At 64.8% G+C, this 25,859-nt stretch carries 14 protein-coding genes; 10 read left to right on the top strand and 4 right to left on the bottom strand.

Translation table 11 applies throughout. The features are described 5' to 3' along the window. Window positions 1-8 precede the first annotated feature (8 nt). From glyQ to ACCQ07_RS20470, 3 genes are all read left to right on the top strand, one after another. Complete coding sequence (gene glyQ / locus ACCQ07_RS20480; RefSeq protein WP_008577775.1) at window positions 9-917, top strand: glycine--tRNA ligase subunit alpha; 909 nt, start codon at window positions 9-11, stop codon at window positions 915-917. A 318-nt stretch (window positions 918-1,235) separates the two neighbouring features. Then, the gene (gene glyS / locus ACCQ07_RS20475) at window positions 1,236-3,464 is read left to right on the top strand and encodes a glycine--tRNA ligase subunit beta (RefSeq protein WP_372363619.1); all 2,229 of its coding nucleotides are present in this window, start codon (window positions 1,236-1,238) and stop codon (window positions 3,462-3,464) included. Beyond that, window positions 3,464-5,053 carry a tetratricopeptide repeat-containing sulfotransferase family protein gene (locus ACCQ07_RS20470; RefSeq protein ID WP_218556129.1) on the top strand — a complete coding sequence of 530 codons (1,590 nt, stop codon included), beginning with the start codon at window positions 3,464-3,466 and terminating at the stop codon, window positions 5,051-5,053. The genes glyS and ACCQ07_RS20470 overlap by 1 nt, the downstream gene beginning before the upstream one ends. A gap of 253 nt (window positions 5,054-5,306) precedes the next feature. On the opposite strand, the gene ACCQ07_RS20465 is transcribed toward ACCQ07_RS20470, so the two are convergent. Beyond that, on the bottom strand, window positions 5,307-7,997 hold the full coding sequence (locus ACCQ07_RS20465) for a TonB-dependent receptor plug domain-containing protein (protein WP_208596952.1): 2,691 nt from the start codon (window positions 7,995-7,997) through the stop codon (window positions 5,307-5,309). A gap of 237 nt (window positions 7,998-8,234) precedes the next feature. Here ACCQ07_RS20465 and ACCQ07_RS20460 point away from each other — a divergent pair, with 237 nt between their 5' ends. The 5 genes from ACCQ07_RS20460 (at window position 8,235) to ACCQ07_RS20440 (ending at window position 15,234) form a co-directional block, all read left to right on the top strand. Beyond that, window positions 8,235-10,016 carry an autotransporter assembly complex protein TamA gene (locus ACCQ07_RS20460; protein WP_033482001.1) on the top strand — a complete coding sequence of 594 codons (1,782 nt, stop codon included), beginning with the start codon at window positions 8,235-8,237 and terminating at the stop codon, window positions 10,014-10,016. Then, window positions 10,013-13,867, top strand: coding sequence for a translocation/assembly module TamB domain-containing protein (locus ACCQ07_RS20455; RefSeq protein ID WP_071118401.1), 3,855 nt, complete (start codon window positions 10,013-10,015; stop codon window positions 13,865-13,867). The genes ACCQ07_RS20460 and ACCQ07_RS20455 overlap by 4 nt, the downstream gene beginning before the upstream one ends. A 270-nt stretch (window positions 13,868-14,137) precedes the next feature. Next, window positions 14,138-14,566, top strand: a complete 429-nt coding sequence (locus tag ACCQ07_RS20450; RefSeq protein ID WP_008571740.1) for a hypothetical protein — start codon at window positions 14,138-14,140, stop codon at window positions 14,564-14,566. 10 nt (window positions 14,567-14,576) lie between these two features. Beyond that, window positions 14,577-15,026: a type II 3-dehydroquinate dehydratase gene (locus ACCQ07_RS20445; RefSeq protein WP_031424894.1), complete on the top strand. Its 450-nt coding sequence runs from the start codon at window positions 14,577-14,579 to the stop codon at window positions 15,024-15,026. Next, window positions 15,007-15,234, top strand: coding sequence for a hypothetical protein (locus ACCQ07_RS20440; protein WP_005914565.1), 228 nt, complete (start codon window positions 15,007-15,009; stop codon window positions 15,232-15,234). Before ACCQ07_RS20445 ends, ACCQ07_RS20440 begins: the two co-directional genes overlap by 20 nt. A gap of 339 nt (window positions 15,235-15,573) precedes the next feature. On the opposite strand, the gene ACCQ07_RS20435 is transcribed toward ACCQ07_RS20440, so the two are convergent. Further along, on the bottom strand, window positions 15,574-17,304 hold the full coding sequence (locus tag ACCQ07_RS20435) for an outer membrane protein assembly factor BamB family protein (protein WP_008571737.1): 1,731 nt from the start codon (window positions 17,302-17,304) through the stop codon (window positions 15,574-15,576). An 835-nt stretch (window positions 17,305-18,139) separates the two neighbouring features. Further along, entirely contained in the window at window positions 18,140-18,724 is a 585-nt protein-coding gene (locus ACCQ07_RS20430) for a gluconokinase (RefSeq protein ID WP_008571736.1), read from the bottom strand. A gap of 157 nt (window positions 18,725-18,881) precedes the next feature. Here ACCQ07_RS20430 and ACCQ07_RS20425 point away from each other — a divergent pair, with 157 nt between their 5' ends. Next, complete coding sequence (locus ACCQ07_RS20425; protein ID WP_008571735.1) at window positions 18,882-20,264, top strand: MFS transporter; 1,383 nt, start codon at window positions 18,882-18,884, stop codon at window positions 20,262-20,264. Between the two features lie 2 nt (window positions 20,265-20,266). After that, the gene (locus tag ACCQ07_RS20420; RefSeq protein ID WP_218556131.1) at window positions 20,267-22,666 is read left to right on the top strand and encodes a GH36-type glycosyl hydrolase domain-containing protein; all 2,400 of its coding nucleotides are present in this window, start codon (window positions 20,267-20,269) and stop codon (window positions 22,664-22,666) included. A gap of 93 nt (window positions 22,667-22,759) precedes the next feature. Here ACCQ07_RS20420 and ACCQ07_RS20415 read toward each other — a convergent pair whose 3' ends face one another. Next, window positions 22,760-25,402 carry a glycosyl hydrolase 115 family protein gene (locus tag ACCQ07_RS20415; protein ID WP_071117871.1) on the bottom strand — a complete coding sequence of 881 codons (2,643 nt, stop codon included), beginning with the start codon at window positions 25,400-25,402 and terminating at the stop codon, window positions 22,760-22,762. Window positions 25,403-25,859: the final 457 nt, after the last annotated feature.

Raw genomic sequence — 25,859 nt, 5'->3', positions numbered from 1 at the left:
TTTGCTGCATGTCCGATTCCCGGCGCGTTCCAATCACTTTCCAGGGCCTGATCCAGACCCTCAACCAGTACTGGGCCGAGCAAGGCTGCGTGCTGATCCAGCCGCTGGACCTGGAAGTGGGCGCGGGCACGTTCCATCCGGCCACGTTCCTGCGCGCGCTGGGGCCCGAGCCGTGGAATGCGGCGTACGTGCAGCCTTCGCGCCGTCCCACCGATGGCCGCTATGGCGAAAATCCCAATCGCCTGCAGCGTTATTACCAGTACCAGGTGGCGATGAAGCCCAACCCGGACAACATCCAGGACCTGTACCTGGGCTCGTTGCAGGCGCTGGGCATCGACCCGTTGGTGCACGACCTGCGCTTTGTCGAAGACAACTGGGAATCGCCCACGCTCGGCGCCTGGGGCCTGGGCTGGGAAGTCTGGCTCAACGGCATGGAAGTGACCCAATTCACCTACTTCCAGCAGGCCGGCGGGCTCGAATGCAAGCCGGTGCTGGGCGAGATTACCTACGGCCTGGAACGGCTGTGCATGTATCTGCAGAGCTGCGACAACGTCTACGAGCTGGTGTGGACCTACGGCCCGGACGGCGCCGCGGTGACGTACGGCGATGTGTACCACCAGAACGAGGTGGAGCAGAGCACCTACAACTTCGAGCACGCCAATGTGGCCGAGCTGTTCCATCGCTTCGACGCCTGCGAAGCCGAAGCCAGGCATCTGGTCGAGGTCGGCCTGCCGCTGCCGGCGTACGAGCAGGTCACCAAGGCCAGCCACGCCTTCAACCTGCTGGATGCGCGCCGCGCGATCAGCGTGACCGAACGCCAGCGCTACATCCTGCGCGTGCGCGCGCTGGCCCAGGGCGTGGCGCAGGCGTACTACGCCCAACGCGAGAAGCTGGGATTTCCTGGTGTGAAGAAATAACCGAGAGCCCCTCTCCCACCGGGAGAGGGGGTGGGGTGAGGGTCGGGGCGTAGCCCTCATGCACCCAACCTCCACAGGGCTTCGCCCGTCCCCTCATCCGCCTCTGCGGGGCACCTTCTCCCCCATGAAGGGGGACAATGTCCCGCAGGGAGAAGGGACTAGCGAGCCCCTCTCCCCTCGGGAGAGGGGTTGGGGTGAGGGGACGAGGCGCAGCCCTCATGCACCCAACCTTCCACAGAGCTTCGCCCGTCCCCTCATCCGCCCCTTCGGGGCACCTTCTCCCGCAGGGAGAAGGGACTACGCAAAGGTCCATGTCATATGAGCGAACAACTTCCCCTGCTGATCGAACTGGGCACCGAAGAGCTGCCGGTCAAGGCGCTGCCGGGTCTGGCGCAGGCCTTTTTCGATGGCGTGCTGAGCGGCCTGGAAAAGCGCGGCGTTGCCGTCACCCGCGGCGATGCCAAGCCGCTGTCTACCCCGCGCCGTCTGGCGGTGCTGCTGCCGGGCGTGGCCACCGAGCAGCCGGAGCAGCGCTCGGAAGTGCTGGGGCCGTATCTCAACATCGCCCTCGACGCCGAAGGCCAACCGACTAAGGCATTGGCCGGTTTCGCCGCCAAGGCCGGTATCGACTGGACCGCGCTGGAACGCACCAGCGACGCCAAGGGCGAGCGTTTCGTGCATCGCGCAGTGACGCCGGGCGCGCGCACGGCCGACTTGTTGCCGGAGATCCTGCGCGAGGCCATTGCCGCAATGCCCATCCCCAAGCCGATGCGCTGGGGCGCACACGAGTACGCCTTCGCACGGCCGGTGCAATGGTTGGTGCTGTTGTTCGGCAGCGAGGTGATTCCGGCCGAGTTGCTGGGCGTACGCGGCGACCGCATCACGCGCGGGCACCGCTTCATGCATGAGGGCGCAGTGTCGCTGGCGGCACCCGGCGACTACGTCGATGCGCTGCGTGCGGCGCACGTGCTGGTGGATCCGGACGCGCGCCGTGCCCGCATTGTCGACGAAGTGCAGGCGGCCGCCAGGCAGGCCGGCGGCAGCGCACGCATCAGCGACGACAACCTGGAGCAGGTGGTCAACCTGGTCGAATGGCCGGCGGCGGTGCTGTGCAGTTTCGAACGCGATTTCCTGGCGGTGCCGCAGGAAGCGCTGATCGAAACTATGGAGATCAACCAGAAATTCTTCCCGGTGCTGGACGACGGCGGCACCTTGACCGAGCAGTTCATCGGCATCGCCAACATCCAATCCAAGGACGTGGCCGAAGTGGCCAAGGGCTACGAGCGCGTGATCCGTCCGCGCTTTGCCGACGCCAAGTTCTTCTTCGACGAAGATCTCAAGCAGGGCCTGCAGGCGATGGGCGAAGGCCTGTCCAGCGTCACGTATCAGGCCAAGCTGGGCAGCGTGGCCGACAAGGTCGCGCGCGTGGCGGCGCTGGCCGAGGCGATTGCACCGCAGGTCGGTGCCGACCCGGTGCAGGCACGGCGTGCTGCGGAATTGGCCAAGAACGACCTGCAATCGCGCATGGTCAACGAATTCCCGGAGCTGCAGGGCATTGCCGGCCGCCATTACGCCAAGGCCGCCGGCGAGCCGAGCGAGATTTCGCTGGCCATCGACGAGGCCTACCAGCCGCGCTTTGCCGGCGACGACATCGCGCTGTCGCCGTTGGGCAAGGTGCTGGCGATTGCCGAGCGTCTGGATACCTTGGCCGGTGGGTTTGCGGCCGGGTTGAAGCCGACCGGCAACAAGGATCCGTTTGCTCTGCGGCGCAATGCATTGGGGTTGGCGCGGACGGTGATTGAGAGTGGGTTTGATCTGGACCTCAAGGATCTGCTCTATCACGCCTACAGCTCTGCAAAACAGTCGATGTCTGAGGTTGTGCTGCGGCAGAAAAAAGATGTTGCAGACAAAGCACGTGCGTCAGGTGTAGATGCCCCCACGTCACATGCGAATCAGCGATCGCTGCATTTGGAAGAATTGGCTGAGCTCTTCGACTTCATCCTCGACCGCCTACGCGGCTACTACGCAGACAAGGGCGTTCCTGCCACGCACTTCAACGCGGTCGCCGCATTGTTCTCGGTCGCGCCCGAGGGCGCTCCTGCAGCGCTCGTAGGAGCGCACCTGGGCGCGACCCATGGCTCCCTCTACGACTTCGACCGCCGCATCGATGCGATCGGCATCTTCGCCACGCTGCCCGAAGCCGAAGCCCTGGCCGCAGCCAACAAGCGCATCCGCAACATCCTGCGCAAGGCCGAGGGCGAGATCCCCGGTGACATCGACACCAGCCTGCTGCGCGAACCGGCCGAACAAGCCCTGGCCGAAGCGGTGGAAGCGGCCATCGGCGATACCGGCGATGCGCTGCACCGCCATGACTATGTCGCCGTGCTCGCACGCCTGGCGCGCCTGCGCCCGCAGGTGGATGCGTTCTTCGACGGCGTGATGGTCAATGCCGACGACCCGCAGCTGCGCGCCAACCGGCTCGCACTGCTGAAGAAGCTCGGCGACCGCCTCGGCAGCGTCGCCGCCATCGAGCATCTGTCCAGCTGATGTCCAGGTCGGCGGGCGCGCTGCACTGGCAGGCCGCCCAGGCCGCGTTGGCGCGGCGCGACCTGGGCGTGGCAGCGTCTGCATTGCAGGCGCTGCTGGGGGTGGAACCGACGCATGTGGCTGCACGCGTGCTGCTGGCCGGCACCGTGTTGGCCAACGGCCGCATGCGCGAGGCCGTGACGCAACTCCAGCTGGCCGCTCGCGATGTGGGCGACGATGTGGCGATGCGTTGCCGTGTGGCGCAGGCCCTGTTGCGCGTGGGCGAGCATCACACGCTGCATGCGCTGCTGCGGCATCCCTCGGTGATGCAGTGCCGCGACGGCGCGACCTTGGCTTTGCTTGCACACGTGCACCAGTCCTTGGGCGAACACGTCGAGGCACTGGCGATGATGCAGCGCGCACAGGCGTGCGGATTCGATGGTCCGGACTTCCGTTTTTTTCTTGCGGTGCAACTGCAGTTCAATGGGCGCCTGGATGAGGCGGCGCAGGCCTTGGAGCAGACCCTGGCGCTGTCGCCCGGCTACGGCCGTGCAGCGCTCACGCGTGCGCGGCTGCGCCGTCAGACCACCGGCAGCAACCATGTCGCGCAATTACGTCAGCAATTGCAGCTCGCCAAACCCGACAGTGAAGATCGTGCCGGGCTGGCCTTCGCGTTGTACAAGGAGCTGGAGGACCTAGGCGACACCGCTGCCGCCTGGGACGCGCTGCAGCACGGCAATGCAGTGATGCATGCACGTCTGCGCCACGATGCCGATGCCGAGGCAGCGCTGTACGCGCAACTGGGTGACCTGGCTGCGCGGGGCGTGTTCGCAGCGCAGGGCACCGGTGCCTTACAAGGTCCGCAGCCGATCTTCGTGCTCGGCCTGCCGCGCTCGGGCACCACGGTGCTGGAGCGCATGCTGGGCAATCATTCGCAGGTCGTTTCGGCCGGCGAATTGAACGACTTCGGTCATCAGTTGCGTTGGGGCGCCGATCAGGCCGGGCGCAGTCTGCTGGACGCGCCGCTGTTGCAGGCGCTGCCCACGCTGGATTATGCGCAGATTGGCGCGCGGTATCTGCAACAAACGCAGTGGCGTGCCGGATCGGCGCGCTGGTATATCGATAAATTGCCGGCCAATGCGGTGGCGATCGGCGCGATTGCGCGCGCACTGCCGGGTGCACTGATCGTGCACCTGGTGCGCGAGCCGATGGCGGTATGTTTTTCCAATTACCGCGCGCTGTTCGGCGATTCGTATGCCTACAGTTACGACCTGCACACACTGGCGCGTCACTATCGGGCGCATCACGGCTTGATGGCGCAATGGCGCGCTGCCTTGCCGGGTCGGGTGATCGATGTGGACTACGCGCGGATGGTGCGCGATCCATCCACGGTGCTGCAGCAGTTGATGGCATATTGCGGGCTGGACATCGAGCCGGGGCAGATCGACATCACGCGCAATGCCGCAGCGTCGGCCACGCTGAGCAGCGTGCAGGTGCGCGAGGGCGTGCACAGCCGCAACGTGGAGGAATGGCGCCGCTATGCAGTCCAGCTGGAGCCTTTGCGGCAGGCGTTGTCGCAGGCGGGTCTGATCGATGCTGGAGTGCATTGACAGCAGCCATTAGGTCTTGGGCGGCGCACCAGACGCGCTGCGAGCACGTTTCATCGGCCTCCAGTTCGATGCGCGCCGAAGCAGTCGCCCCGATGGACAGCGGTTGCGCCAGCCGGGTCTGCTTGCGCAACGTCATCACCGCATGCGCTGGCATGCAGGCGAGCAACAGTGCCGCAGCTGCGTCACAAGCCCAAAAACGCCGGCGGCAGCCGTATTGGCTGCCGCCGGCGGTGCGCATGCACAGTGCAGTGAATCAGTGCGCGCCGAAGCGCCAGTTCAATTCCAGCATGTAGGAACGGCCGTAGCCGGTGTAGTTGAAGATGTTGTAGTACGGGTAGCTGGTATAGGTGCGGTCACGCGGCGGGCGGGTATTGGCGAGATTGTTGACCGTTGCCGTCAGCGAGATATCGTCGCTGATCGCGTAGTCCAGCGTTGCATTGAACGTGGTCCACGCGCCGACCTTGCGTGCTCCTTCCACTGCGTAGCCGTCGGTACTCTGCTGCGACAGAAAGTTCGGGGTGCGGCCGTAGCGCTGGCCGAACAAGGTGGTCGTCCACGCATCCTTCTGCCAGGTGACCGAGGCATTGGCGATGGTGCGGAACTCGGAGGAGAAGAACGGTTCGCTGAGCAGGTCGCGTACCGGGTCCTGGGGGAATTGCTGGCTTTCGTGCTTGAGGGTCGCGTTGTACTGCGCGTCGAACACGAACAGGCCCCAGGATTCGGTCGCCAGGTTGTACGTCGCCTTGGTGAGCACACCGGAGATTTCCTCGTTGGAAATATTCACCGGATTGATGCGGATGCTGCTCAGGCGATTGGGCACCGGTGCATCGGGCCCGGTCCGATCGATCCGCGAAAGCGCGTCCACGCAGGTAGGCGAATTGATGTCCAGGCTGCCCAGGCGGCACGCCGATTCGGTCTGCAGCAGATTGTCGGTGCTCAGATCGCTGACCTTCTGGTCGATCTTGATGTTGTAGTAGTCGGCATTGACGCTAAAGCGTGCGCTTGGCGACCACACCACGCCGGCGCCCCAGGACTTGGCCGTGATCGACTTCAGATCGCGATTGCCGGCGCGGCGTCCTGAAATCGTGGTGCCAGCGTAGGTGCAATCGGCGATCGGCACGCCCGGTTCTTCCACCGCGCAACGGTAGTAATCGTTGACGCCCTGGAAGAAGCCGCTGTCGCCGGCAAAGCTGAAGGCCATGTCCGGCGCCTTGAAGGCGGTGGCGTAGTTGCCGCGGAACAACAGCGAGTCGATCGGGCGGAATTCCAGTGCCGCCTTGTAGGTGAATTTGGAATCCCCACCGCCTCCCTGGTTCTTGTAGTCGTCGTAGCGACCAGACAGGTTGGCGGTCAACGTGCTCAGGATCGGGATCCGCGTCTCGAAGGCGGCCGCCCAGTTGTCGCGCTTGCCGCTGCCTTGGGTGCCGGTCAGCTGATAGAAGTCGCCGGCGATGACACGCGGATCGGTCGGGTTGGTCCAGTACTGATTGCCCGCCTGCAACACGCCGGCGATGCCAACAGCGCCGGCCGGCAGGTTGAACAGCTCGGTGTTGGTCAGCTGCAGGTTGACGTTCTGGGTCCAGGTTCTGGACTTGGTACGGATTTCATCGTTGAAGCTGCGGTACTGCGCCGGCGTCAACGCGCGATAGAAGTTGGCATCGTTGGGCGAGTAGATCGGGTAGCCATAGTACTCGCCTTGCGGCGCACCAAGGAATTGTTCGCGGAAGAAGTCTTCGATGCGATCGGCCAGCGGCCATTGCTGGCGGCTGTCGATGCGGTATTCCGAACGGGCGTAATAGGCATCGTAGGTCCAGTTGCTGGCGCCCAGGCCGCCCTTCAGGCCAATTGCGATGTTGTAGGAATCGGCGGTCTGGCGCTGATTGTTGAAATTCAGATTGCCGGTTTCTTCCGGCGCAAAGATGCGCTGATAGCTTTCCAGCTGCTGGCTGTCCTGGTTGTAGAACAGACCGCCGGTGTCAGAAGAGGCCTGCCAGAACTGCGAGCCACTGTTGACTTCGACCTTGGTGCGGTTGAGCAGCAGGGTCGAATACAGTTCGGCGTTGTCGTTGAATGCATAGCTCAGGTTGGCATAGCCGCTGGCGCTGCGCTCCTTGTTGAGGATGCTGGCATAGCCAGGCTCGGCACGGCTGCTGCAGAAGTTGCCACGGTTGGCACGGTTGTCGTATTGCACCGAACCGTTGAACAGCGCGCCCAGCGCGGCGCAGTTGTCGGCACCGGGGTCGATGTAGGTGCGCGGTGTGTTGTGCAGCGCGATGCGCGAGCCGTAGCGCAGGGTCGGGTCCGGGTTGTCGTTGGTGGAATCGAAATCGCGCCGCTGAAAACCGTAGATCGGGTCCTGATTATTGAGCTGCAGCCCCCACACGATATTGGCGCCGCCGATCTCGTTGCCGCCGGTGAGCTGAAAGCGCTGGTTGTTGCCGCCGCCACCATCGTAGGTGCCCATGCGGTAGTTCATCTGCACGCCGTCCATGCGCTTTTTCAGGATGATGTTGACCACCCCGGCGATGGCGCTGGAACCGTAGATCGAGGACTGGTTGCCGGGCGCAACGTCGATACGCTCGACCATGCCGACCGGCACGCTGGCCAGATCGACGAAGTTGCTTTGGCCGTTATAGAGCAGCGGGTAGTCGGCCATGGGCCGGCCATCAATGAGCACCAGGGTGAAGCCCGGGTCCAGTCCGAGCAGGCTCAACGACTTGGCGCCCGGAGTAAAGCCGCCGCTGAACTGACCGTCCTGCACGGAGCCAGTGGCCATCGGCTGCGAGCGCAGCACGTCGTAGACGTCCTTGAAGCCGCGGCGCTGGATGTCCTGGGCAGTGATCGAAAACACCGGGGTCGCGGTTTCGATCTGGGAGCGGGGGATCAACGAACCTGTCACGGTGACCTTGTCCAACTGGGTCACGTCACCTTGCTCCTGTGCCATCGCAAGCGATGGCATCGTCAGGGCGGTGCATACGGCGGTAACCAGCAAACGACGCTTCATGAAACGGACCTCTCTCTCAAGGTGTAAACGGGCGAGCAGCAATTGGGGGGCCGCTCGCAATCGATGCCAACGAAACGTTAACAACACGCCGACTGTAACCACTTCACTCGGCCCCCGTATAGTCGCGCTTGCCTAGATTTTTTGTCCCTTCACGCCGAGGCTGGGTATCCTTTGACGATGCTTAAAGTCGCGTTTGCTCTTTCCTTGCTGTGCACCCTGTTCGTTCCGCTGCAAGCGGTTGCTCGGGCAACCATCGACAAGATCGAAATCAAGGGGTTGGACGGCGGCGACGACGCCGAGATGATCGAGAACATCCAGGTCTCCCTGTCTCTGTATGAGGCCGTGGGCAAGGAGCAGGGCGAATCGCGTCTGGAATATCTGTTGGCACAGGCCGAGCGGCAGACGCGTGAGGCGCTGGAGCCGTTTGGCTATTACTCGCCGACCATTACGCTGGCCGCACCGCGCGCCGGCGACAGGGTGACCGTGGTGATCACGGTGGACCGTGGCGAGCCGGTGCGGGTGCGTACCTCGCATATCTCGATCACCGGCTGGGCCGAGCAGGACCGCTACCTGGGCCAGGACCTCAAGCAGTTCGAGCCGCGCGAGGGCCAGGTCTTCAGCCATCCGCAATACGAAGCCAGCAAGGTGCGCATCACCCGGCGCCTGGCCGAGCGTGGCTACTTCGATGCCGACTTCACCCAGCGCCGCGTTGCGATCACGCGTGCCGAGCATGCGGCCGACATCGATCTGAACTGGGACAGCGGCCGCCGCTACGACATGGGCAAGGTGCGCTTCGACTACGACTACTTCCGCGACGGCCTGTTCGACCCGCTGGTGTACTGGGAGGAGGGCAGCTACTACCACGAAGGCAAGCTGGATCGGCTACGCGAGTCGCTGACCAAGCTGGATTACTTCAGCACCATCGATATCCAGCCCAAGCCCGAAGAAGCCGACGACCAGGGCCGCGTGCCGGTGGACGTCAAACTTACCCGCGCCAAGCGCACGGTCTACACCGCCGGCTTGAGCTACGGCAGCGAAAGCGGTGCCGGTGTGCGCGGTGGCGTGGAGCGGCGTTACGTGAACTCGCGCGGCCACAAGATGGACACGCAGCTGGATTACGCGCAGAACCGCAAGAGCCTGACGACAAGTTATCGCGTGCCGGCGTTCCGTTGGCTGGATGGCTGGTACACCGCCTCGGCGCGGCTGTACGACGAGCAGACCGATTACATCGACCTGCGCAACGTCAAACTCACCGGCAGCCGCAGCGGCCAGATCAACGAGCGTTGGAGCGCGATCGCCTCGATCAACGCCTTGCGCGAGCGGTGGCGTTTCAGCAGCGGCGACGATTTCGAAGGCGCGGTGTACGAGACCTCCACCCTGATCTATCCGCAGTTGCAGGCCAACTACGTCAATGTCGACGACCGGCTGTTTCCGCGCAGCGGCGTGTCGGCGCAGATGTTCATCCGCGGCGGCGCCGAAGGTGCCGGCTCCGATACCAACTTCGGCCAGCTGTACGGCCAGCTGCGCTGGTTTCTGGGCGCCGGCGACAACAGCCGGTTGATCCTGCGCGGCGAAGGTGGCACCACCTGGACCAGCGACCTGGTGGCGATGCCTCCGAGCCTGCGCTTTTTCGCCGGTGGCGCGAACAGCATCCGCGGTTATGCGTTTCGCGAAGTCGGCCCGCGTACGCCCAAGCCCGACGAATTCGCGCTGGGTGCCAAGAACGTGGTCACCGCCAGTGCCGAGTACGAGCATTACCTCAAGGGCGGCCCCTGGGGCGGGGCAGTGTTCGTCGATGGCGGCAGCGCCTTCGATGACCGGCCCGACTGGCATACCGGTATCGGCTTTGGCCTGCGTTGGCGCTCGCCGGTGGGCCCGGTGCGGGTGGATATCGCACATGGCTTGAACGATCCCGACTCGCAGTTTCAGCTCTACATCGATATCGGGGCCAACCTGTGAGCGCACCTTCCCCTACGCCGCCGGCACCGCGTCCGCGCTTTTATCACCGGCGCCGGTTCTGGGTGGGCTCGGGCCTGACCGTGCTCGGGCTGGTGTTGCTGGCCTTGATCGCGGTCTATTGGCTGCTGCAGACCGTGGCCGGGCGTGACGTGTTGCTGGCGCAGGTCGTGGCGCGCCTGCCGGTGGGCGCCACGTTTACCTACGGCACCGTCGAAGGCCCGGTGGCCGGCCCGCTGACCTTGCGCGATGTGGATTTCCATTATCAGGACATCCACTTCACTGCAGAACGCGTGTATCTGGAACCGGACCTGCGCCCGCTGCTGGGGCGCAAGCTGCAGCTGGACGCGGTGCAGGTCAGCAATGCCACGTTGAACCTGGGCAAGAGCGAGGAACCGTTCACCCTGCCCAGCTGGCCCGAGTCGCTGCCGCAGATCAACGTGCCGCTGGCGATCCAGGCCGACAGGATCGATGTGCAGAACCTGCGCATCACCCAGCTGCAGCAGCCGATGATCGTGCTGCACAAGGTGCAGGGCGGGCTCGAGGTCGCCACCGGCGAGCTGCGCACGCGCGATCTGGTGATCGACACCGACATGGGCGACTTCCGCCTGCACGGCGATTACCTGCCCAACGACGACTACCGTGCCGATCTGACTGCCACTGCCGTGCTGCCGGCCGCACGCGGGCGTACCCCGGCCAGCCTGGGGCTGGTGGCACGCGGGGATCTGGACAAGATGGAAGTGGCCATTGCCGGCCGGGCGCCGGCGCCGCTGCAGGCCAGCCTGGTGTTCACCGGCCGCGACGACCCGACCTGGGCATTCAAGGCCGTGACCGAGGCGCTGGATACCTCGTTGTTGATTCCGGCCGCGGAGGGGCAAGCCAACCCGCCGGCCACGCCGATCGCGCTGAACCTGCAGGCGTCCGGCAAGGGCGGCAACGCCGATCTGCACGGCAGCCTCAAGCAAGGAGAGCTGAGCGCCACGCTGCAACCCTCGCATGTCCGCCTGGCCGAGCAGGTCCTCACTGTCGAACCGTTGGTGATCGACACCTTCGAAGGCCGCACGCAACTGCGTGGCACCGCCGATTTCCGCGACACCCAGAATCCGAGTTTCCGGTTTGCGGTCAACGCCAGCGGCCTGCGCTTCACCCCGGCCGCGGATCCGGCCACGCCGGACGCCCCGCTGGTGCCGGTGGAGTTGCAAGACGCACGCCTGGGCGTGGCCGGCACCTTGAAGGCCTGGGCCGCGATCGGCCGCGCCTCCCTGGAGCGCGATGGTCAGCAGGCCGAGCTGGTCTTCGACAGCCGCGGCAACGACCAACGTGCACAGCTCAAGCAGGTGCAGGCAAAAACGCCGGGCGGCGCGCTGGATCTCACCGGTGAAGTGGCCTGGGCGCCGGAGCTGCAATGGGATGTCAGCGCGCAACTGGCCAAGTTCGACCCGGGCTATTTCGCGCCGGGTTGGAACGGCAACCTGTCCGGCAAGATCGCGTCCAAGGGTCGCCAATTGCCGGCACCTGCCGGCGGTGTCTCGCCGGGGTTCGAGGCCACTGCAGAGATACCCAGCCTGACCGGGCAGCTGCGTCAACGCGCGCTGTCGGGCAACGGCAAGTTCGCGTTGCGCGGCGAACAGGGCGAAGGCGAATTGCAACTGGCGCTGGGCAATAGCCGCATCAACGCCAAGGGCAAGCTGGGCGACCAGCTCGATATCGCCGCGCAGCTGCAGCCGTTGCAGCTGGACGACGTGCTGCCTGGCGCCACCGGCATTGTGCGCGGGCAGCTGCAGGTCAGCGGCAAGCGCGACGCACCCGACATCACCGCCGACATTGCCGGCAACGGCCTGCGTTGGGACACCTATAGCGCCCAGAGCATCAGCCTGCGTGGCCGGCTGCCGTGGCGTGGCAGCGACGGGCAATTGGCCTTGCAAGGCACCGCCATCGAAGCCGGTGTGGTGCTGGATAGCGTGCGCGTGCAGGCGCGTGGCGCGGTGGAGGCCTTGCGACTGGATGCGGACATCGCCAACAGCATGGCCAGCGTCGCCCTGCAGGGCGATGTGCGGCGCAACGGCGAGCGCTGGCAGGGGCAGGTCGCCACGCTGCGCATCGCACCTGCCAAGGGCGATGCCTGGGCGCTGCGCAAACCGGCGCAGTTCAGCACCGATGGCGCCGCGTTTACCTTGTCCGACACCTGCCTGGGCGCGGCCACCGGCGGCGCGCTGTGCGCCAGCGCCAACTGGCCGCGCGAGGGCATGGTGGTGCACGGCGACGCATTGCCGCTGTCGCTGGTGCAGCCGTGGCTGCCCAAGCAGGAAGGTCGGCAGATCTATCTGCGCGGCGAACTGTCGCTGGACGGCAGCTTCAAGCCGCGCGGCAACGCCTGGGAAGGCAGCCTGCGCATCGCCTCGCCCGAAGGCGGCATTCGCTTGGGCGAAACCCGCTACGCGGCAGTGGCCGGCAATCCCAATCGCGGCGAGTTGCTGCGCTACGACCAATTCAGCGTGCAGGCCGATTTCACCCAGCAACAGATCCAGGGCAAGCTCGGTATCGGTTTCCAGGGCGCCGGCTTTGTCGATGCCAAGTTCAATACCGGCTGGGATGCGTACGCGCCGCTCAACGGCGAGCTGTATCTGAACATGTCGCGGCTGTACTGGCTGGAGCTGGTGATTGCCGACGTGGTGCGGCCGAAGGGGCTGGTCGAGGGCCACGTGAGCCTGCGCGGCACCCGCGACAAACCGCTGCTCGGCGGCGATGCCACCTTGAGCGATTTCACTGCCGAATACCCGTCGATGGGTTTGACGCTGAGCGAGGGCAAGGGCCGCTTCGATGCGCTGCCGGACGGCTCGGCCAAGATCACCGCCTCGGCCAAGTCCGGCCCCGGCACGCTCACCGTCGATGGTGGGTTGTCGTGGTTCGGAACCAGCACCCCGTTGCTGCTCAATATCCGCGGCGACAACGTGCTGGCCTACAACACCAGCGAGTTGCGCATCATCGCCAACCCGGACATGCAGTTCGGCATTACCGACAACACCATGCAGTTGCGCGGCAAGGTCACCGTGCCCGAAGCGGACATCGACCTGGAACGCCTGGACCGTGGCACCTCGGTGTCCGAAGACGTGGTGGTGCTGGACCCGGTGGACCCGGAACAAACGCCTGCATCGCCATTGGACATGGACCTGGCCATCGTGCTCGGCGACAAGGTCAACATGAGCGGCTTCGGCCTCAAGGGTGGACTGAGCGGGCAGATGCAGATCCGCGCGCGCCCTGGCCGCGAAATGACCGCCAATGGCGGGCTGGATGTGCGTGGGCGCTACAAGGCCTATGGCCAGGATCTCACCATCACCCGTGGCCAGCTGACCTGGAACAACAACATCGTTTCCGACCCGCGCGTGAGCCTGCGCGCCGAACGCAAGATCGGCGATGTCACCGCCGGCATCGACGTCAGCGGCCGCGCCGAATCGCCGCGTGCCGATGTGTGGTCCGAGCCGGCGATGTCGCAATCGGAGGCGCTTTCGTACCTGGTCCTCGGCCGCGGGCTGTCCACTGCCAGCAGCGACGAAACTCAGCAGGTCAGCGCCGCCTCGGCCGCGCTATCGGCCGGCAGCAGCCTGATCGCCTCGCAGATCGGCGCCAAGCTCGGCCTGGACGAAGCCGGCGTCAGTCAATCAAGCACGCTGGGCTCGGTGGTGGGTTTCGGCAAATATCTCTCGCCCAAACTCTACGTCGGCTACGGCGTGTCGATGGTCGGCGGCGGCTCGGTACTGACGCTCAAGTACCTGCTCAGCCGCGGCTTCGATATCGAAGCCGAATCCAGCACCATCGAGACCAAGGGGTCGGTGAACTGGCGGCGGGAGAAGTAGGCGACGGTGAACTGGCAGAAACTGCTGGCGACCGATGATCTCTGCCGCCGTTCGCGTGCAGCGCTCGTTGCATGGGTAGAGGATTACATCGGTTGCATCTGCTTTACCTGCGCTGCGCATCGGCATCGATGGCGCGTTGGGTTGTGTCTACTGATGGAAAACACGCCGTTACGCACTCTTTATGCTCGCGTCCCGGCGCGCGAATAGCTCCTTTATGCCCGCCGGGCCTACCTTGGCACTCCCGCACTGTGGTGCGTTGAGTCGAACACGATGTGTATCCTGATTTTGCGCGGTCCTCAGGCCGATCCGGCACCGTCGGTGACGATGCAGTTGCCTGAGTGTGCTGGCCGTGCGTTGCGCACGTTGGCGTGTGCCGATGTGGATCGCTTGATTGCCGAGCTGCATGCGGCCGGTGGCGATGCCGAGGTGGAGCTGGTGTTGCTGGATTCGGGCGATCTGCCCTTGTCCGAGCGCAGTTGTGCGCGAGCCTTGCGTGCTGCCGTGGACGCGTTGCCCACGCCGTATATCGAGCTGCATACCGATGCCGATCAGGAACTGGAGCCGTGGCTGCATGCGCAGCATGCGCCATTGGCAGTGGTGATCACGCCGCACGATGCGCCGCGTGCATATGCGATGTCGCTCGGCATTGCCGCGCGGTGTCTGCCGCCGATACACGCGCCACTGCGCGTTGCTGCCTGAGGAGGTCGCCATGTCGATCATGATCATGCGTGGGCCGGAGGCGGCCATGCCGCAGGTGCGTGGGCCGCAGCCGTTGCCGCGCGCCGTCATTCGCCAATTGGTGGCGTGTGCCGGGGACGCGGGCAAGACGGTGGCCTTGCGTGCCTGTGGCTCGGAACAGGAACTGCTGGATGCGCTGCGTGTGGCCGGCCAGGCGCGGATGGAGATTGCGCTGATCGATCCGGGCAGCTGCGTGGACAGTACGCGGTTGCATCGCGTGTTGAGCCAATTGCCTTACCCCTATGTCGAAACGCACGACGACAGCGTGGACCGTCCGGAACGCTGCCTGCCGCACGGTTTGGGGCAGTGCATCGCCACGGTGCGTGGCTACTGCGCGCAGAGCTATCTGTTGGGGCTGGAGATCGCGCTGGAACATCTGGGCTGCACGGAGATTCAAGGCGATGTCCACGTCGGGACCTGAGCGGCGCCAGCTGCATTACTTCGCCGACTACGAGGGCTACTGCGATGGTCGGCCGGTGCTATGGGGGCAACTGGCGCATAGCGTGGACGTGCCGGCCGATGGCGAACTGGACGCAGCCGCGCTGGTGCGCGCGCTGCGCCGGCGTGCGGCCGAGGCGCACGGCCTGGAAGCAGGGCAGATTCGCCTATGCCAGGTCACGCGGTTGTAGCTGGGAGCTTGGAGCAGCTACAACCGCGTGTGCGCAGCCACTAGCAGCCACTCGGCGGGTGCGGCCTCTGCTCGTCCGGCATGGCATGTGGACGCTGCAGTTGCTGCACGCCGTCCGTACCCGCCTGGCAACCACTGGCGACGTTCTGTTTGCCGCGCTGTGTTTGGCGCGTGGACGCAGCGTCATCGCTGCAGACGATCCCGCACCGCATTGCGGCTCACGCCGTTCAGCGCTTGCAGCCATACCAGCCCAACAACAATCACTGAAAGACACTGCCGCCCGAAGGCGGCAGTGTCGTGTTGCAGACAGGACGCGCCACTGCCGTCCTGCAGACTCCGCTTACTTGGCTGCTGCGTTGTCCGGCACGAACTTGGTCAGCTGGTTGCCGGTGGCCGCCGTGCCGAAGTTGAAGCGGCCGTAGCCGGCGCCCCAATACAGCGCGCCGTTTGCGATGGCCGGCGAACTGATCACCGAGCCGCTGGCGTTGTAGTTCCACACGGTGGCGCCGGTGTCGGCGTCCAGTGCCACCATATTGCCGGCCATCGAGCCGGCATACAGCAGGTTCGGCGACACCGTCAGCGAGCCCTGGCCGCCCGCCGGCACGGTCGGATTCACCGGGTTGACGCCGGGCACCTTGACCTGCCATTTGATCTTGCCGGTTGCCGCGTCAAGGGCGGCCCATGAACCGCCATTATGGGTCTGCACGTTCGCCGGCCCCAACGTATAGGTCGCGTTGGAGTTGTTGTTGATGGCCACGTAGATCTGCGACTTGTACGGGTCGAACGCGGTACCCCATTCCACGCCACCGGTGGTGCCGCCGGGGCCGACCTGGGTCGACCAGACCTTGGCGCCGGTCTTGGCGTCGAAGGCCCAGTAGATGCCGCTCTTCTGACCAGCGCCTACCAACTGCTGCAACCTGCCGTTGCGCGGCACGGCAAACAGTTGCACGCCGGCACCGCCAAAGTCGTAATCCGGGCCGGTCAGGTTGGTTGCCTGCGTGTTGGGGCACAGACCGTTGGTCGGCGCCACGATGCAGGACAGGTTCCACGCATCGTACCCCTGTGCACGGTTGGCCCAGATCAATTTGCCGGTATCCAGATTCAACGAAATCACCGAATCGACGTAGTTGTCCGGCGCCATGCAGTTGAGCTCATCCTGCACGGTGAGTTCGCTGCCGCGATAGGAGCGCGCGTTTGAAATGCAGTTACCCACGCCCTGCGGAATGTTGTAGTTGTTGCCGGTGCCGAAATACAGGCGACGGTTGATCGGATCGATGGCCACCTGGCCCCACACCGATGCGCCGGTGTAACCCTCGGGCACGTTGTAGAACTGCCATACCTTCTTGCCGGTGTTCAGATCCACCGCCACCACGCTGCCGCGGAAGCTGAAGGTGTGGTTGGCCGCCAGGTTGCCCCAGTCGCCGGAGGAGACGCCGACGTAGATGCGGTTGCCGTAGATGACCGGCGAGGAGGTGATGCGCGCCTGCGGGTTGGCTTCCACCGTGGTCTTCCACAGCAGCTTGCCGGTCTTCTTGTCCAGCGCCAGCAAGGTGCCGGCGACCTGGTCGCCAACGATGATGCTCTTGGCGCTGATGGCCGGCGTGTTGCGCGTCACCGAGTTGGCGTTGCCGGTGTAATCGGACAGTTTGGCTTGCCAGTTCGGCTTGCCGGTTTGCGTGTCCACGCTATACAGCGTGCCACCCCAGTCGGGCACATACAGGGTGCCGCCTTCGACGCTGGGCGTGGCCGAGATGTCGCCGGTGGTGGTCAGCGTCCACGCCGGTTTGAGCGTCTTGGCGGTGGTGCGATTGATCTTCCACTCGCCCGGTGCGAAACGCGAGTTCAAGTAGCCGCCACCGGCGGTGGTCCAGTTGGTGGGGCTGGCGAAGGGAAGGTCTTGACCGAAGCTGCGCCAGACCTGGCCGGAGCGTGCGAATGCCTCGGTATCCAGGGACGATACCGGCTGTTGCGCGGTGGTGGCGCCAGACTGCGCGAAAGCCACGGCACTGACGAGCAGGCAAGGAACGAGCGTCAAACTGCAAAATCGCAAACGGCGTTTGGGATTGGTCATCACGGCATGTCCTAGATGGAAGGAAGCGCTGGATCCCCCCGGATCTGCTGACCGAACGATGGACGATTGACGTGACTGCGCAACACCTGCGCGGCGCTGCATTCAGACAGCGGTCGGGTCCGTTTGCATCTGGTGCGACCAGCTTGAAAAATTTACGTTCAATCGGTTCGTTATTCGCACCAATCGTGATGATTCATCACTATTTCCTGGGTTGCGATAGAAAAAATGATTGATGCGGGCTTGGCCCAGGATGCGCCGATGACGGCGGTTTGCAAGAAGTAACCAGGAAATGTTGCGCAACCTTGTGTGGTGGGCCTTTGCAACGGATGGCCGCGATGGGGAAGGGCGCGAAGAGAACCCGGTGCGCAGCGTGGCGGTCGATGGCAGCGTCCTGCGGTATGTACCGAATGGGGCGTTTGGGATCGGCGCTGTGGCCGATTGCATTGCGCGTTGCTTGTCGTGCGGCGGTGGCGGGATGCGCGATGCGGGTGGCCGTACCCTCATCCGTCGCTTCGGGACACCTTCTCCGGCGGGAGAAGGGCATGGCGCGTTGCAGATGCGCGCACTTCGCAGCGGCGTGCGGCCGTGCGGCTGCGCGCTGGATACGCAAGCCAGCGCGACAGCAGATGTTTCGCGCGCTACGCCGTGATGGGTACCACCGATCTGCACTGCGGTAACGCTGCGCGCCGCGCATCGCTGCAGGTATCCATCTCGACACGGAAGCGGCAGCCTCGCGACGCACAACGCACAACGCACAACGCACAACGCACAACGCACAACGCACGACGCCTAGACGGCACCCACTGCACGCATCACGCAAATGGTCTGCGTCCGCTTACACCCGCTCCGACGCGCGCGAAGCGTGTTGCACTGCAGCGGGATCGATCGCGGCTAGCTGTGCGATCGCATCCTGCACAACCGCTGGCACGCTGGCGTCCACGTCCACCGACACCACGTCCGCTTCGTCCAACGGCAGCTCCAATGTCTGCAGCTGGCTGTCGAGCAATGTGGGTGGCATGAAGTGGCCGGCGCGGTTGCTCAGGCGGGCGGCAATCACGTGCGGGGCCGCATGCAGGAACACAAAGCGCATCGGCACGCCGCTGTTGCGCAGCAGTTGGCGATGCGCGCTGCGCAAACCGGAGAAGGCCAGCACCACCGATTCGCCGGCCTGTACGCAATCGCGCAGCGTGGCCGATAGCAGTTCGACCCACGGCAGGCGCATCGCGTCGGTGAGCGGTTGGCCGGCCGCCATCTGCGCGCGTGCTGCCACGCTGTGGTAGTCGTCGGCATCCAGAAAACGGAAGCGGTAATGCGCTGCCAGCGCGTGTGCAATGGTGGTCTTGCCGCTGCCCGACACGCCCATCACCACGATGGCAAGCGGCGAAGCGGACGCGGGCGTGGCATGTGTGGCGGTGTCCATCACGTCAGGTTATATCTCTGGATCGATTCGGCATTCGAATGGATTTCACGTTGGCGGCAGCCGATGCGTGGTGTAGCGTCGGCGCTCCTCGCCAGGTGCGCGGGCACCCAGCGTAACGGCGTGCTCGGCCGGGTACAACGCATTTGAAGGTGTGTCGATGACGTCATCGCCCGCAACGTCTCCTGCATCGGCGCGCCTGCGCTGGCGCGAAAAGCTGGGCTATGGTGCCGGCGATCTGGGTCTGAATCTGTACTGGGCCAACATCTCGGCGTTCTTGCTGATCTTCTACACCGACACCATGCACCTGCCGGCGGCTGCAGTCGGCACCATGATCCTGTTGACCAAGATCGCCGATGCGATCGCCGACCCGGCGATGGGCGCATTGGCCGACCGCACGCGCAGCCGGCTGGGCAAGTTCCGCCCGTACCTGTTGTGGGGTGCGTTGCCGATGGCTGCTGCCGGCGTGCTTGCCTACACCACGCCGGATCTGGACCAACATGGGCGTATGTGGTGGGCCACGATCACCTTCCTGGTGATGATGCTGGCCTACACGGTGGTGAGCATTCCGTACTCGGCACTATCCGGCGTGATCACCGCCGACAGCCAGCAGCGTACCGGTCTGATCAGCCTGCGTTTCATCGGTGCATTTGCAGGGACCACGTTGGTCAATTACTTCACGATGGACCTGGTGCGCTGGTTCGGCGCAGGCAACGATGCGCTAGGATGGCAACGCACGATGCTGCTGTATGGCGCAGTGGCGCTGGCGTTGTTCGTCACCGTGGCGCTGACCACGCGCGAACGCGTGCAGCCGCCGCCGCAACAACGCACGCCGATTCGTCGTGACATCGCCGACCTGCTGCAGAACAAACCGTGGTGCGTACTGTTCGTGCTGTCGTTGATCATCATGATCACGATCACCATGCGCGGCGGTGCGGGCGTGTACTACCTCAAGTACTACGTACAACGTCCGGATCTGGTCGGCCTGTTTCTGGGCAGCTACTCGGTGGCCCTGGGCGTGGGTGCGGCCATCACGCCGCTGCTGACGCGGCGCTGGGACAAGCGCCAGCTGATGTTCTGGCTGATGGTGCTCGTCGGCCTGCTGAGTTGTGCGATGTTTTTCGTGCCGGCCGATGCGGTGTGGGCGGTGTTTGTCTTGAACATGCTGATCGGCCTGGCGCTGGGGCCGAAATCGCCGTTGGCGTTTTCGATGTATGCCGATAGCGCCGACTACACCGAATGGCGCACCGGCCGCCGTGCCACGGCGATGACGTTCGCCGCGGCGACGTTTTCGCAAAAGCTCGGCGGGGCATTGGCCTCGGCCGGCATTGCCTGGGTGCTGGCTGCAATGGGCTATGTCGCCAATACCGCGCAGTCCACCGGGTCGTTGACCGGCATCGTGCTGTTGCTGACAGTGATTCCAGGCGCGGTTGCGCTGCTGGCGGCCTGGACCATGCGCTTTTATCCGCTGGACGACGGGCTGTTGAACCGCATCCAGCTCGAACTGGCCGCGCGCAAGCGCGACGAACCGGAGCACCCCTGACCGTGTCTGCAACGCCCCCCGCCACGTCCGATGCGCTGTCCAGCCTGATGGCGCCCAGCGCCGATGGTGCGCGCTATGCGCTCTATAGCCCTACTGCAATGCCCAATGCCGGCGGCTTCCTGTGGAACCGCCGCATGATGGTGCAGCTGACCTGCCGCGGTTATGCCACCGGCCAGTTCATGCAGCCGGAGCCATCGAAATACGCGCATGCGCCGATGCTGGAAGCGCGCAATTTCATGATGCCCGAGCAGCCGTACTACGCGCATCATCCCGGTCGTTTTTTCTATCTCAAGGACGAAGACACCGGCGCGTTGTACTCGGTGCCGCACGAGCCGGTGCGCGCGCAGCCGCAGGCGTTTGAATTCTCTGCAGGCAAGCACGATGTGCGCTGGCGGGTGCGCCACGACGACATCGTGGTGGAGTTGTGCGTGTCTCTACCCACCGACGATGCGGTGGAGCTGTGGGAATGTCGTGTGCACAACCTGTCCGGGCGCGCACGCAGGCTGAGCCTGTATGCCTATTTCCCGGTCGGCTACATGTCGTGGATGCATCAGTCCGGCGGTTACGAGCCGGCCTTGGGCGCAATCGTCTGCCGTAGCGTGGCGCCGTATCAAAAGGTGGACGATTACTTCCGCCAGCGCGATTTCAAGGACTGCACCTTCCTGCTGCACGAGCAGACGCCGGTGGCCTGGGACGCGCAGCAGATGGCATTCGAAGGCGAGGGCGGGTTGCACGCGCCTTCGGCCGTGCAGGCCGAGCAGCTGGGCAACCACGATGCGCACTACGAAACGCCTGCCGCCGCGTTGCAATACCGGCTGACACTGGACGCCGATGCGGCCAGCGTGTATCGCTTCGCATTCGGGCCGGCCAAGGATGATGCCGAAATCGCTGCGCTGCGTGCGCGCTATCTCTCCGAAGCCGGTTTCGCCCAGGCGGCGCGTGAATATGCGGAGTATCTGCAGGCCGGCCGTGGCTGCGTGCAGATCGCAACACCCGATGCGGCGCTGGACAATCTGGTCAACCATTGGTTGCCGCGCCAGGTGTTCTATCACGGCGACGTCAATCGCCTGACCACCGATCCGCAGACGCGCAATTATCTGCAGGACCATATGGGCATGGCCTACCTGCAGCCTGCCACCGCACGCGCGGCGCTGTTGCACGCCCTGTCGCAGCAGGAGCCCAGCGGCGCAATGCCGGACGGCATCTTGTTGGTGGAAGGCGCCGAGCTGAAATACATCAACCAGGTGCCGCATACCGATCATTGCGTGTGGTTGCCGATCTTTTTGAGCGCCTATCTGGCCGAAACCGGCGATACCAGCATCCTGGACGCGCTCGTGGCAACCCATGACGGGCAGCGCCTGAGCGTGGCCGAGCGCCTGGATGCGGCCATGCAGTGGCTACTGGATGCGCGCGATGCACGTGGGTTGAGCTTCATCGCGCAGGGCGATTGGTGCGACCCGATGAACATGGTCGGCTGGCGCGGCAAGGGCGTGTCCGGCTGGCTTACCGTGGCCACCGCGTATGCAGTGCGCCTGTGGTCGGAGATCTGCACCGCGCAAGGGCGCAGCGCGCAGGCGCAGGCATTCGGCGAAGCGGTTGCCGTCATCAACGCCGACGCCAACCGTGAGCTGTGGGACGGCAACTGGTACGCGCGCGGCATCACCGACGACGGGGTGCGCTTCGGCATCGCCGACGATGTGGAGGGGCGCATCTATCTCAATCCGCAGAGTTTCGCGCTGCTGGCCGGCACTGCCGATGCACAGCAACGTGCGGCGCTGCTGGAGGCGGTGCGCGAGCAGCTGCACACGCCGTATGGCCCGGTGATGCTGGCGCCGGCGTACACGCACATGCGCGATGACGTAGGACGGCTGACCCAGAAGTGGCCGGGCGCGGCGGAAAACGGCGCGGTGTACAACCACGCGGCGGCATTCTATTTGTACAGCCTGTACCAGATTGGCGAGGCCGACCGCGCCTGGGAAATCCTGCGCGCATTGCTGCCGGGGCCGACCCGCGAGGATGTGCTGCAACGCGGCCACCTGCCGGTGTCGCTGCCCAACTACTACCGTGGCGCGTGGCATCAATACCCGCGCACGGCCGGGCGTTCGAGCCAGCTGTTCAACACCGGCACGGTGGCATGGGTGTATCGCTGCGTGCTGGAGGGCTTGTTCGGACTGGCCGGGCAGGGCGATACGCTGGCGATCCGTCCGCAGCTGCCGTCGCATTGGCCGCACGCGCGTGCGAGGCGCCAGTTCCGTGGTGCGGACTTCGACGTCACGCTGACGCGCGAGCCGGGTCGCACCGCGATGGAGGTACTGGTCGATGGCGCGCTCTGTCCGGAGCAGCGCATCGGCAACATCGCGCGCGGGCAGGTGTATCGGGTCGAGGTCCGGTTGCCCGGATGAGTCCGCGGGCCGGTCGCCGCCTCGGCGTTGGCGGCGGCAATGGACGGCTGAAGCGGCTGGAGCGCGCTTGCGACGCCCTCCAGCTGGCTTGCGTCAGCGTGTCGGCGCTGGCCCCAGATAGGAGGCAGGCACCGGCACGGTGCTCAGCACGAGCTTCTCCAGGACGATGTTGTCGTCGATCCTGAAGACCTTGATCGTGTGCCGACCCTTCGCCAACGCGCCCATCTGCGCCGAGACGAACACCGCATTGTCCCGTACCGCGGTTGCCCAGGCTTTTTCGGCGGGCGTGTTCTGTGCCCCGCCGGTCGGGTGCAGCTCCCAATTGACGGTGGTCACCGGACCGTCGTCGATGGAGACGCCGAGGCGAAGCGGCCCGCGGTTGGACGTATCCAGTGTGGGCGCAAGATACAGGCCGAGCGTCGCAGGGCCCGGCGTGGTGACCACCACGTCGTACTCCACTGCGACACGGTCTTCGGCCGTGGTGGCAGGCTGTCCCTGCGGCAGCGCGACCAGGGCGCCTTGCGTTCGTCCCAGCGCGGGGATCGCCGTCCATTGCAGCCCCTTGTTGGCGATGACCCGCGAGAACATGGGCGCTTCGAGCGCAAGCACCCCTGGCGTTTGCGGGGCAGGCGGGGCGAATGCGATCGAGCGCGCGATCCGGTCGGGCGGCGTATCGCCGCCAACGCGGCTGATCGAGGGCATGGACTGTTGGGTCGGGTCGTTCCAGATCACATAGCTCATGTGGACCTGATTCATCATGCCGTCCCATTTGCCGCCGTTGATCGCGTGGTAGCGCTGTGTCAGGGCCTTGTCGCGCTCGAAGGTGGTTTCGACCATGTCGGCGAAGTAATTGGCACGTGCATCGTTGCGAGCGGCCAGGCGCTTGTTCCATGCGGCCGCGTAATAGAGCTGGTACAGATTGGAAACTGCCGCGATCGGGTATTCGATCAACTGGTAATAGGCATCTTGCTGGTCGGCAGGCAGGCTCGCCTTGACGCCGAGCATGCGCTGCTCGAGCGCCTGCCACTGCGCAACCATTGCGCCGAACTCGCCGCCATCCAGCTTGGCCGGCGCACCTTCGCCCAGGGCGAAGCTGTCCTGATCGACCAATTCCGGCTTTCTCCGCGCAACCAGCATGCTGTAGCGGGTGATCAGCTCTCCGATGCGCGCGGCATGCGCCGCGTCGAACGATTCCTGTGCCCATTGCTGCGGATACGCCGCAAGTGCGCCGGGCGTCATCGCTTCCGGATTCCAGGCCATCTTCAGGAAAAAGCTCAGTGGATATTCCATCGGCTTGATATCGCCGACGTTGACCACCCACAGTTGCCGTGCGCCGCGCCGATAGGCCAGATCCATCTGCTGCCAGATCTTTTCGACCTGATTGGTATTGATCCATTTGTAGTTGCGCGGCACTCCCACATAATCGAAGTGGTAGTACACGCCATACCCACCGGCGCGCTGCAGGTCGGTCACCGGAAGGCGGCGGATCTGGCCCCAGTTGTCGTCGGAAAACAGCAGCGTGACATCGTCGGGCACCTGCATTCCGTGGTCGTAGTAGTCCTGCACTTCCTTGTAGAGCGCCCACACCTGCGGCGTTTGCGCGGCCGGCGCCTTCGTCACATCGGCAATGATGGCGCGCTGGTCAGTCACAACCTGTTCCAGCAAATGGCTGGCCGTGCTCTCCGCCATCGGTTCGTCGCCATCCCCGCGCATGCCGACGGTCACCAGGCTGTCGTAGCGTTGGCCGCCGCCCTTGGACATCATTCGCGCAATGCCGCCCTTCCAGAAGGCGCGCAGGTTGGCGGCATTGCGGGTGTAGTCCCAGGCGCCGCCGCTGTTGGGGATGCTCTTGAGATGCCACTCCTTCTGCGCGCGCATCATCGGCTCATGATGGGAGGTACCCATGACGATGCCCATCTGATCGGCCAGCACCATGTTGTTGGGGTCATCGACATTGAATGCCTTGCCCCACATCGCCGGCCACAGATAGTTGGCCTTCATGCGCAGGCCCAGCTCGAAGACATGCGCGTACATCTTCGCATTGACGCCACCGAATTTCTTCGTCGCCCAGCCCTTCAAGGCAGGGTCTTCGTCGTTGATGAAGAATCCGCGGTAGCGCACCTTCGGCGCATCGGACACGCTGCCGCGGGTGATGAACAGGTTGGATCGATGCGCCGTTGCGACGTCGGCAAACCAGTACCACGGCGACACGCCAATCTTCTCCGAGACATCGTAGGTACCGAAGACCGCGCCACGGCGATCGGCGCCGACGATGACGAGCGCCCGATCGATCTGCGGCGTGGGGCGATCGACGACAATCTGCGTATACGCCTCCCAGCGTTGCAGCAAGGCGCGCCTGTCGATTTTCCCGGCGGCGATCAGCGCATCGATGATCGGGCTCTGGCCGAGCGTGCCCACGATCACGGCCGTTCCGCGGACGCCTGCCAGATCGGTGCTCACGCCACTGGTGCGGCCGGCAACCCGTTGCAGGTCGGCTGCGAAATTGTCGGCCACCGATCGCACGGCGGAATCGGCCGAGGCATCGACCACGACCGTGGCGGGTACGTCCGAGCGAATCAGCGCAAACGCACCGACGCTGTCGCGTTCGCACACCGACACCGGCGTGCGACAGGCCCAGGCACCGTCGGCGGCGAAAAGGCCGGCCACGATGAGCAGCAGGGATCGCACGCCCGACGGCGCACTAGACGAGATCTGGCTTCTTGCTTGAACGGACATGGGCTCTCCACATGCGGTGCTGATTTCTGGATGGTGCGACACACGGATCGATGGCACTGCCAAGCGGCGGTCGCGGCCGATGCACCGCACCGGTCTGCGCCACGCCTGCACGAGGGGGCGCGTTCCATCGCGTGGTGATGAACGCGCAATTGGGTGCGTTGACTGCCGTCGTTGCACTGCAACAGTCGATCGCACTGGCGCAGTGACGCAAGCGATGACCTTGTGCCTGGCATTGCTGTCATGCAAGACGCCATCGAGCAATGAAATGCTTTGGGTACATCGTCCGATTCAAGGTGGACAGACAGTATGTTGTGTTAGCGCTAACATCAAGCCCGCCGGCAAGCGCGGCTGCTCGGTAGACGCTCCGCAGCCCTGCGCAGGTCGCGTCTTGCGCGGCGATGGTTTCGCCGAGCGCGGCGATGGTCGCTGTGTGGCTCAACCGTGCGGCATGTGTGAA

Source organism: Xanthomonas sp. NCPPB 3583 (genome assembly GCF_041475715.2).
GTDB lineage: Bacteria > Pseudomonadota > Gammaproteobacteria > Xanthomonadales > Xanthomonadaceae > Xanthomonas > Xanthomonas euvesicatoria.
The sequence above is the reverse complement of the archived record's forward strand: the minus strand, read 5'-3'. Positions and strand labels throughout refer to the sequence as shown.

What these genes read in the sequence shown, in the direction of transcription:
- glyQ (WP_008577775.1), top strand. Translation starts at nt 9, where the DNA reads ATGTCCGATTCCCGGCGCGTTCCAATCACTTTCCAGGGCCTGATCCAG.
- glyS (WP_372363619.1), top strand. Translation starts at nt 1,236, where the DNA reads ATGAGCGAACAACTTCCCCTGCTGATCGAACTGGGCACCGAAGAGCTG.
- ACCQ07_RS20470 (WP_218556129.1), top strand. Translation starts at nt 3,464, where the DNA reads ATGTCCAGGTCGGCGGGCGCGCTGCACTGGCAGGCCGCCCAGGCCGCG.
- ACCQ07_RS20465 (WP_208596952.1), bottom strand. Translation starts at nt 7,997, where the DNA reads ATGGCACAGGAGCAAGGTGACGTGACCCAGTTGGACAAGGTCACCGTG.
- ACCQ07_RS20460 (WP_033482001.1), top strand. Translation starts at nt 8,235, where the DNA reads ATGCTTAAAGTCGCGTTTGCTCTTTCCTTGCTGTGCACCCTGTTCGTT.
- ACCQ07_RS20450 (WP_008571740.1), top strand. Translation starts at nt 14,138, where the DNA reads ATGTGTATCCTGATTTTGCGCGGTCCTCAGGCCGATCCGGCACCGTCG.
- ACCQ07_RS20445 (WP_031424894.1), top strand. Translation starts at nt 14,577, where the DNA reads ATGTCGATCATGATCATGCGTGGGCCGGAGGCGGCCATGCCGCAGGTG.
- ACCQ07_RS20440 (WP_005914565.1), top strand. Translation starts at nt 15,007, where the DNA reads ATGTCCACGTCGGGACCTGAGCGGCGCCAGCTGCATTACTTCGCCGAC.
- ACCQ07_RS20435 (WP_008571737.1), bottom strand. Translation starts at nt 17,304, where the DNA reads ATGACCAATCCCAAACGCCGTTTGCGATTTTGCAGTTTGACGCTCGTT.
- ACCQ07_RS20430 (WP_008571736.1), bottom strand. Translation starts at nt 18,724, where the DNA reads ATGGACACCGCCACACATGCCACGCCCGCGTCCGCTTCGCCGCTTGCC.
- ACCQ07_RS20425 (WP_008571735.1), top strand. Translation starts at nt 18,882, where the DNA reads ATGACGTCATCGCCCGCAACGTCTCCTGCATCGGCGCGCCTGCGCTGG.
- ACCQ07_RS20415 (WP_071117871.1), bottom strand. Translation starts at nt 25,402, where the DNA reads ATGTCCGTTCAAGCAAGAAGCCAGATCTCGTCTAGTGCGCCGTCGGGC.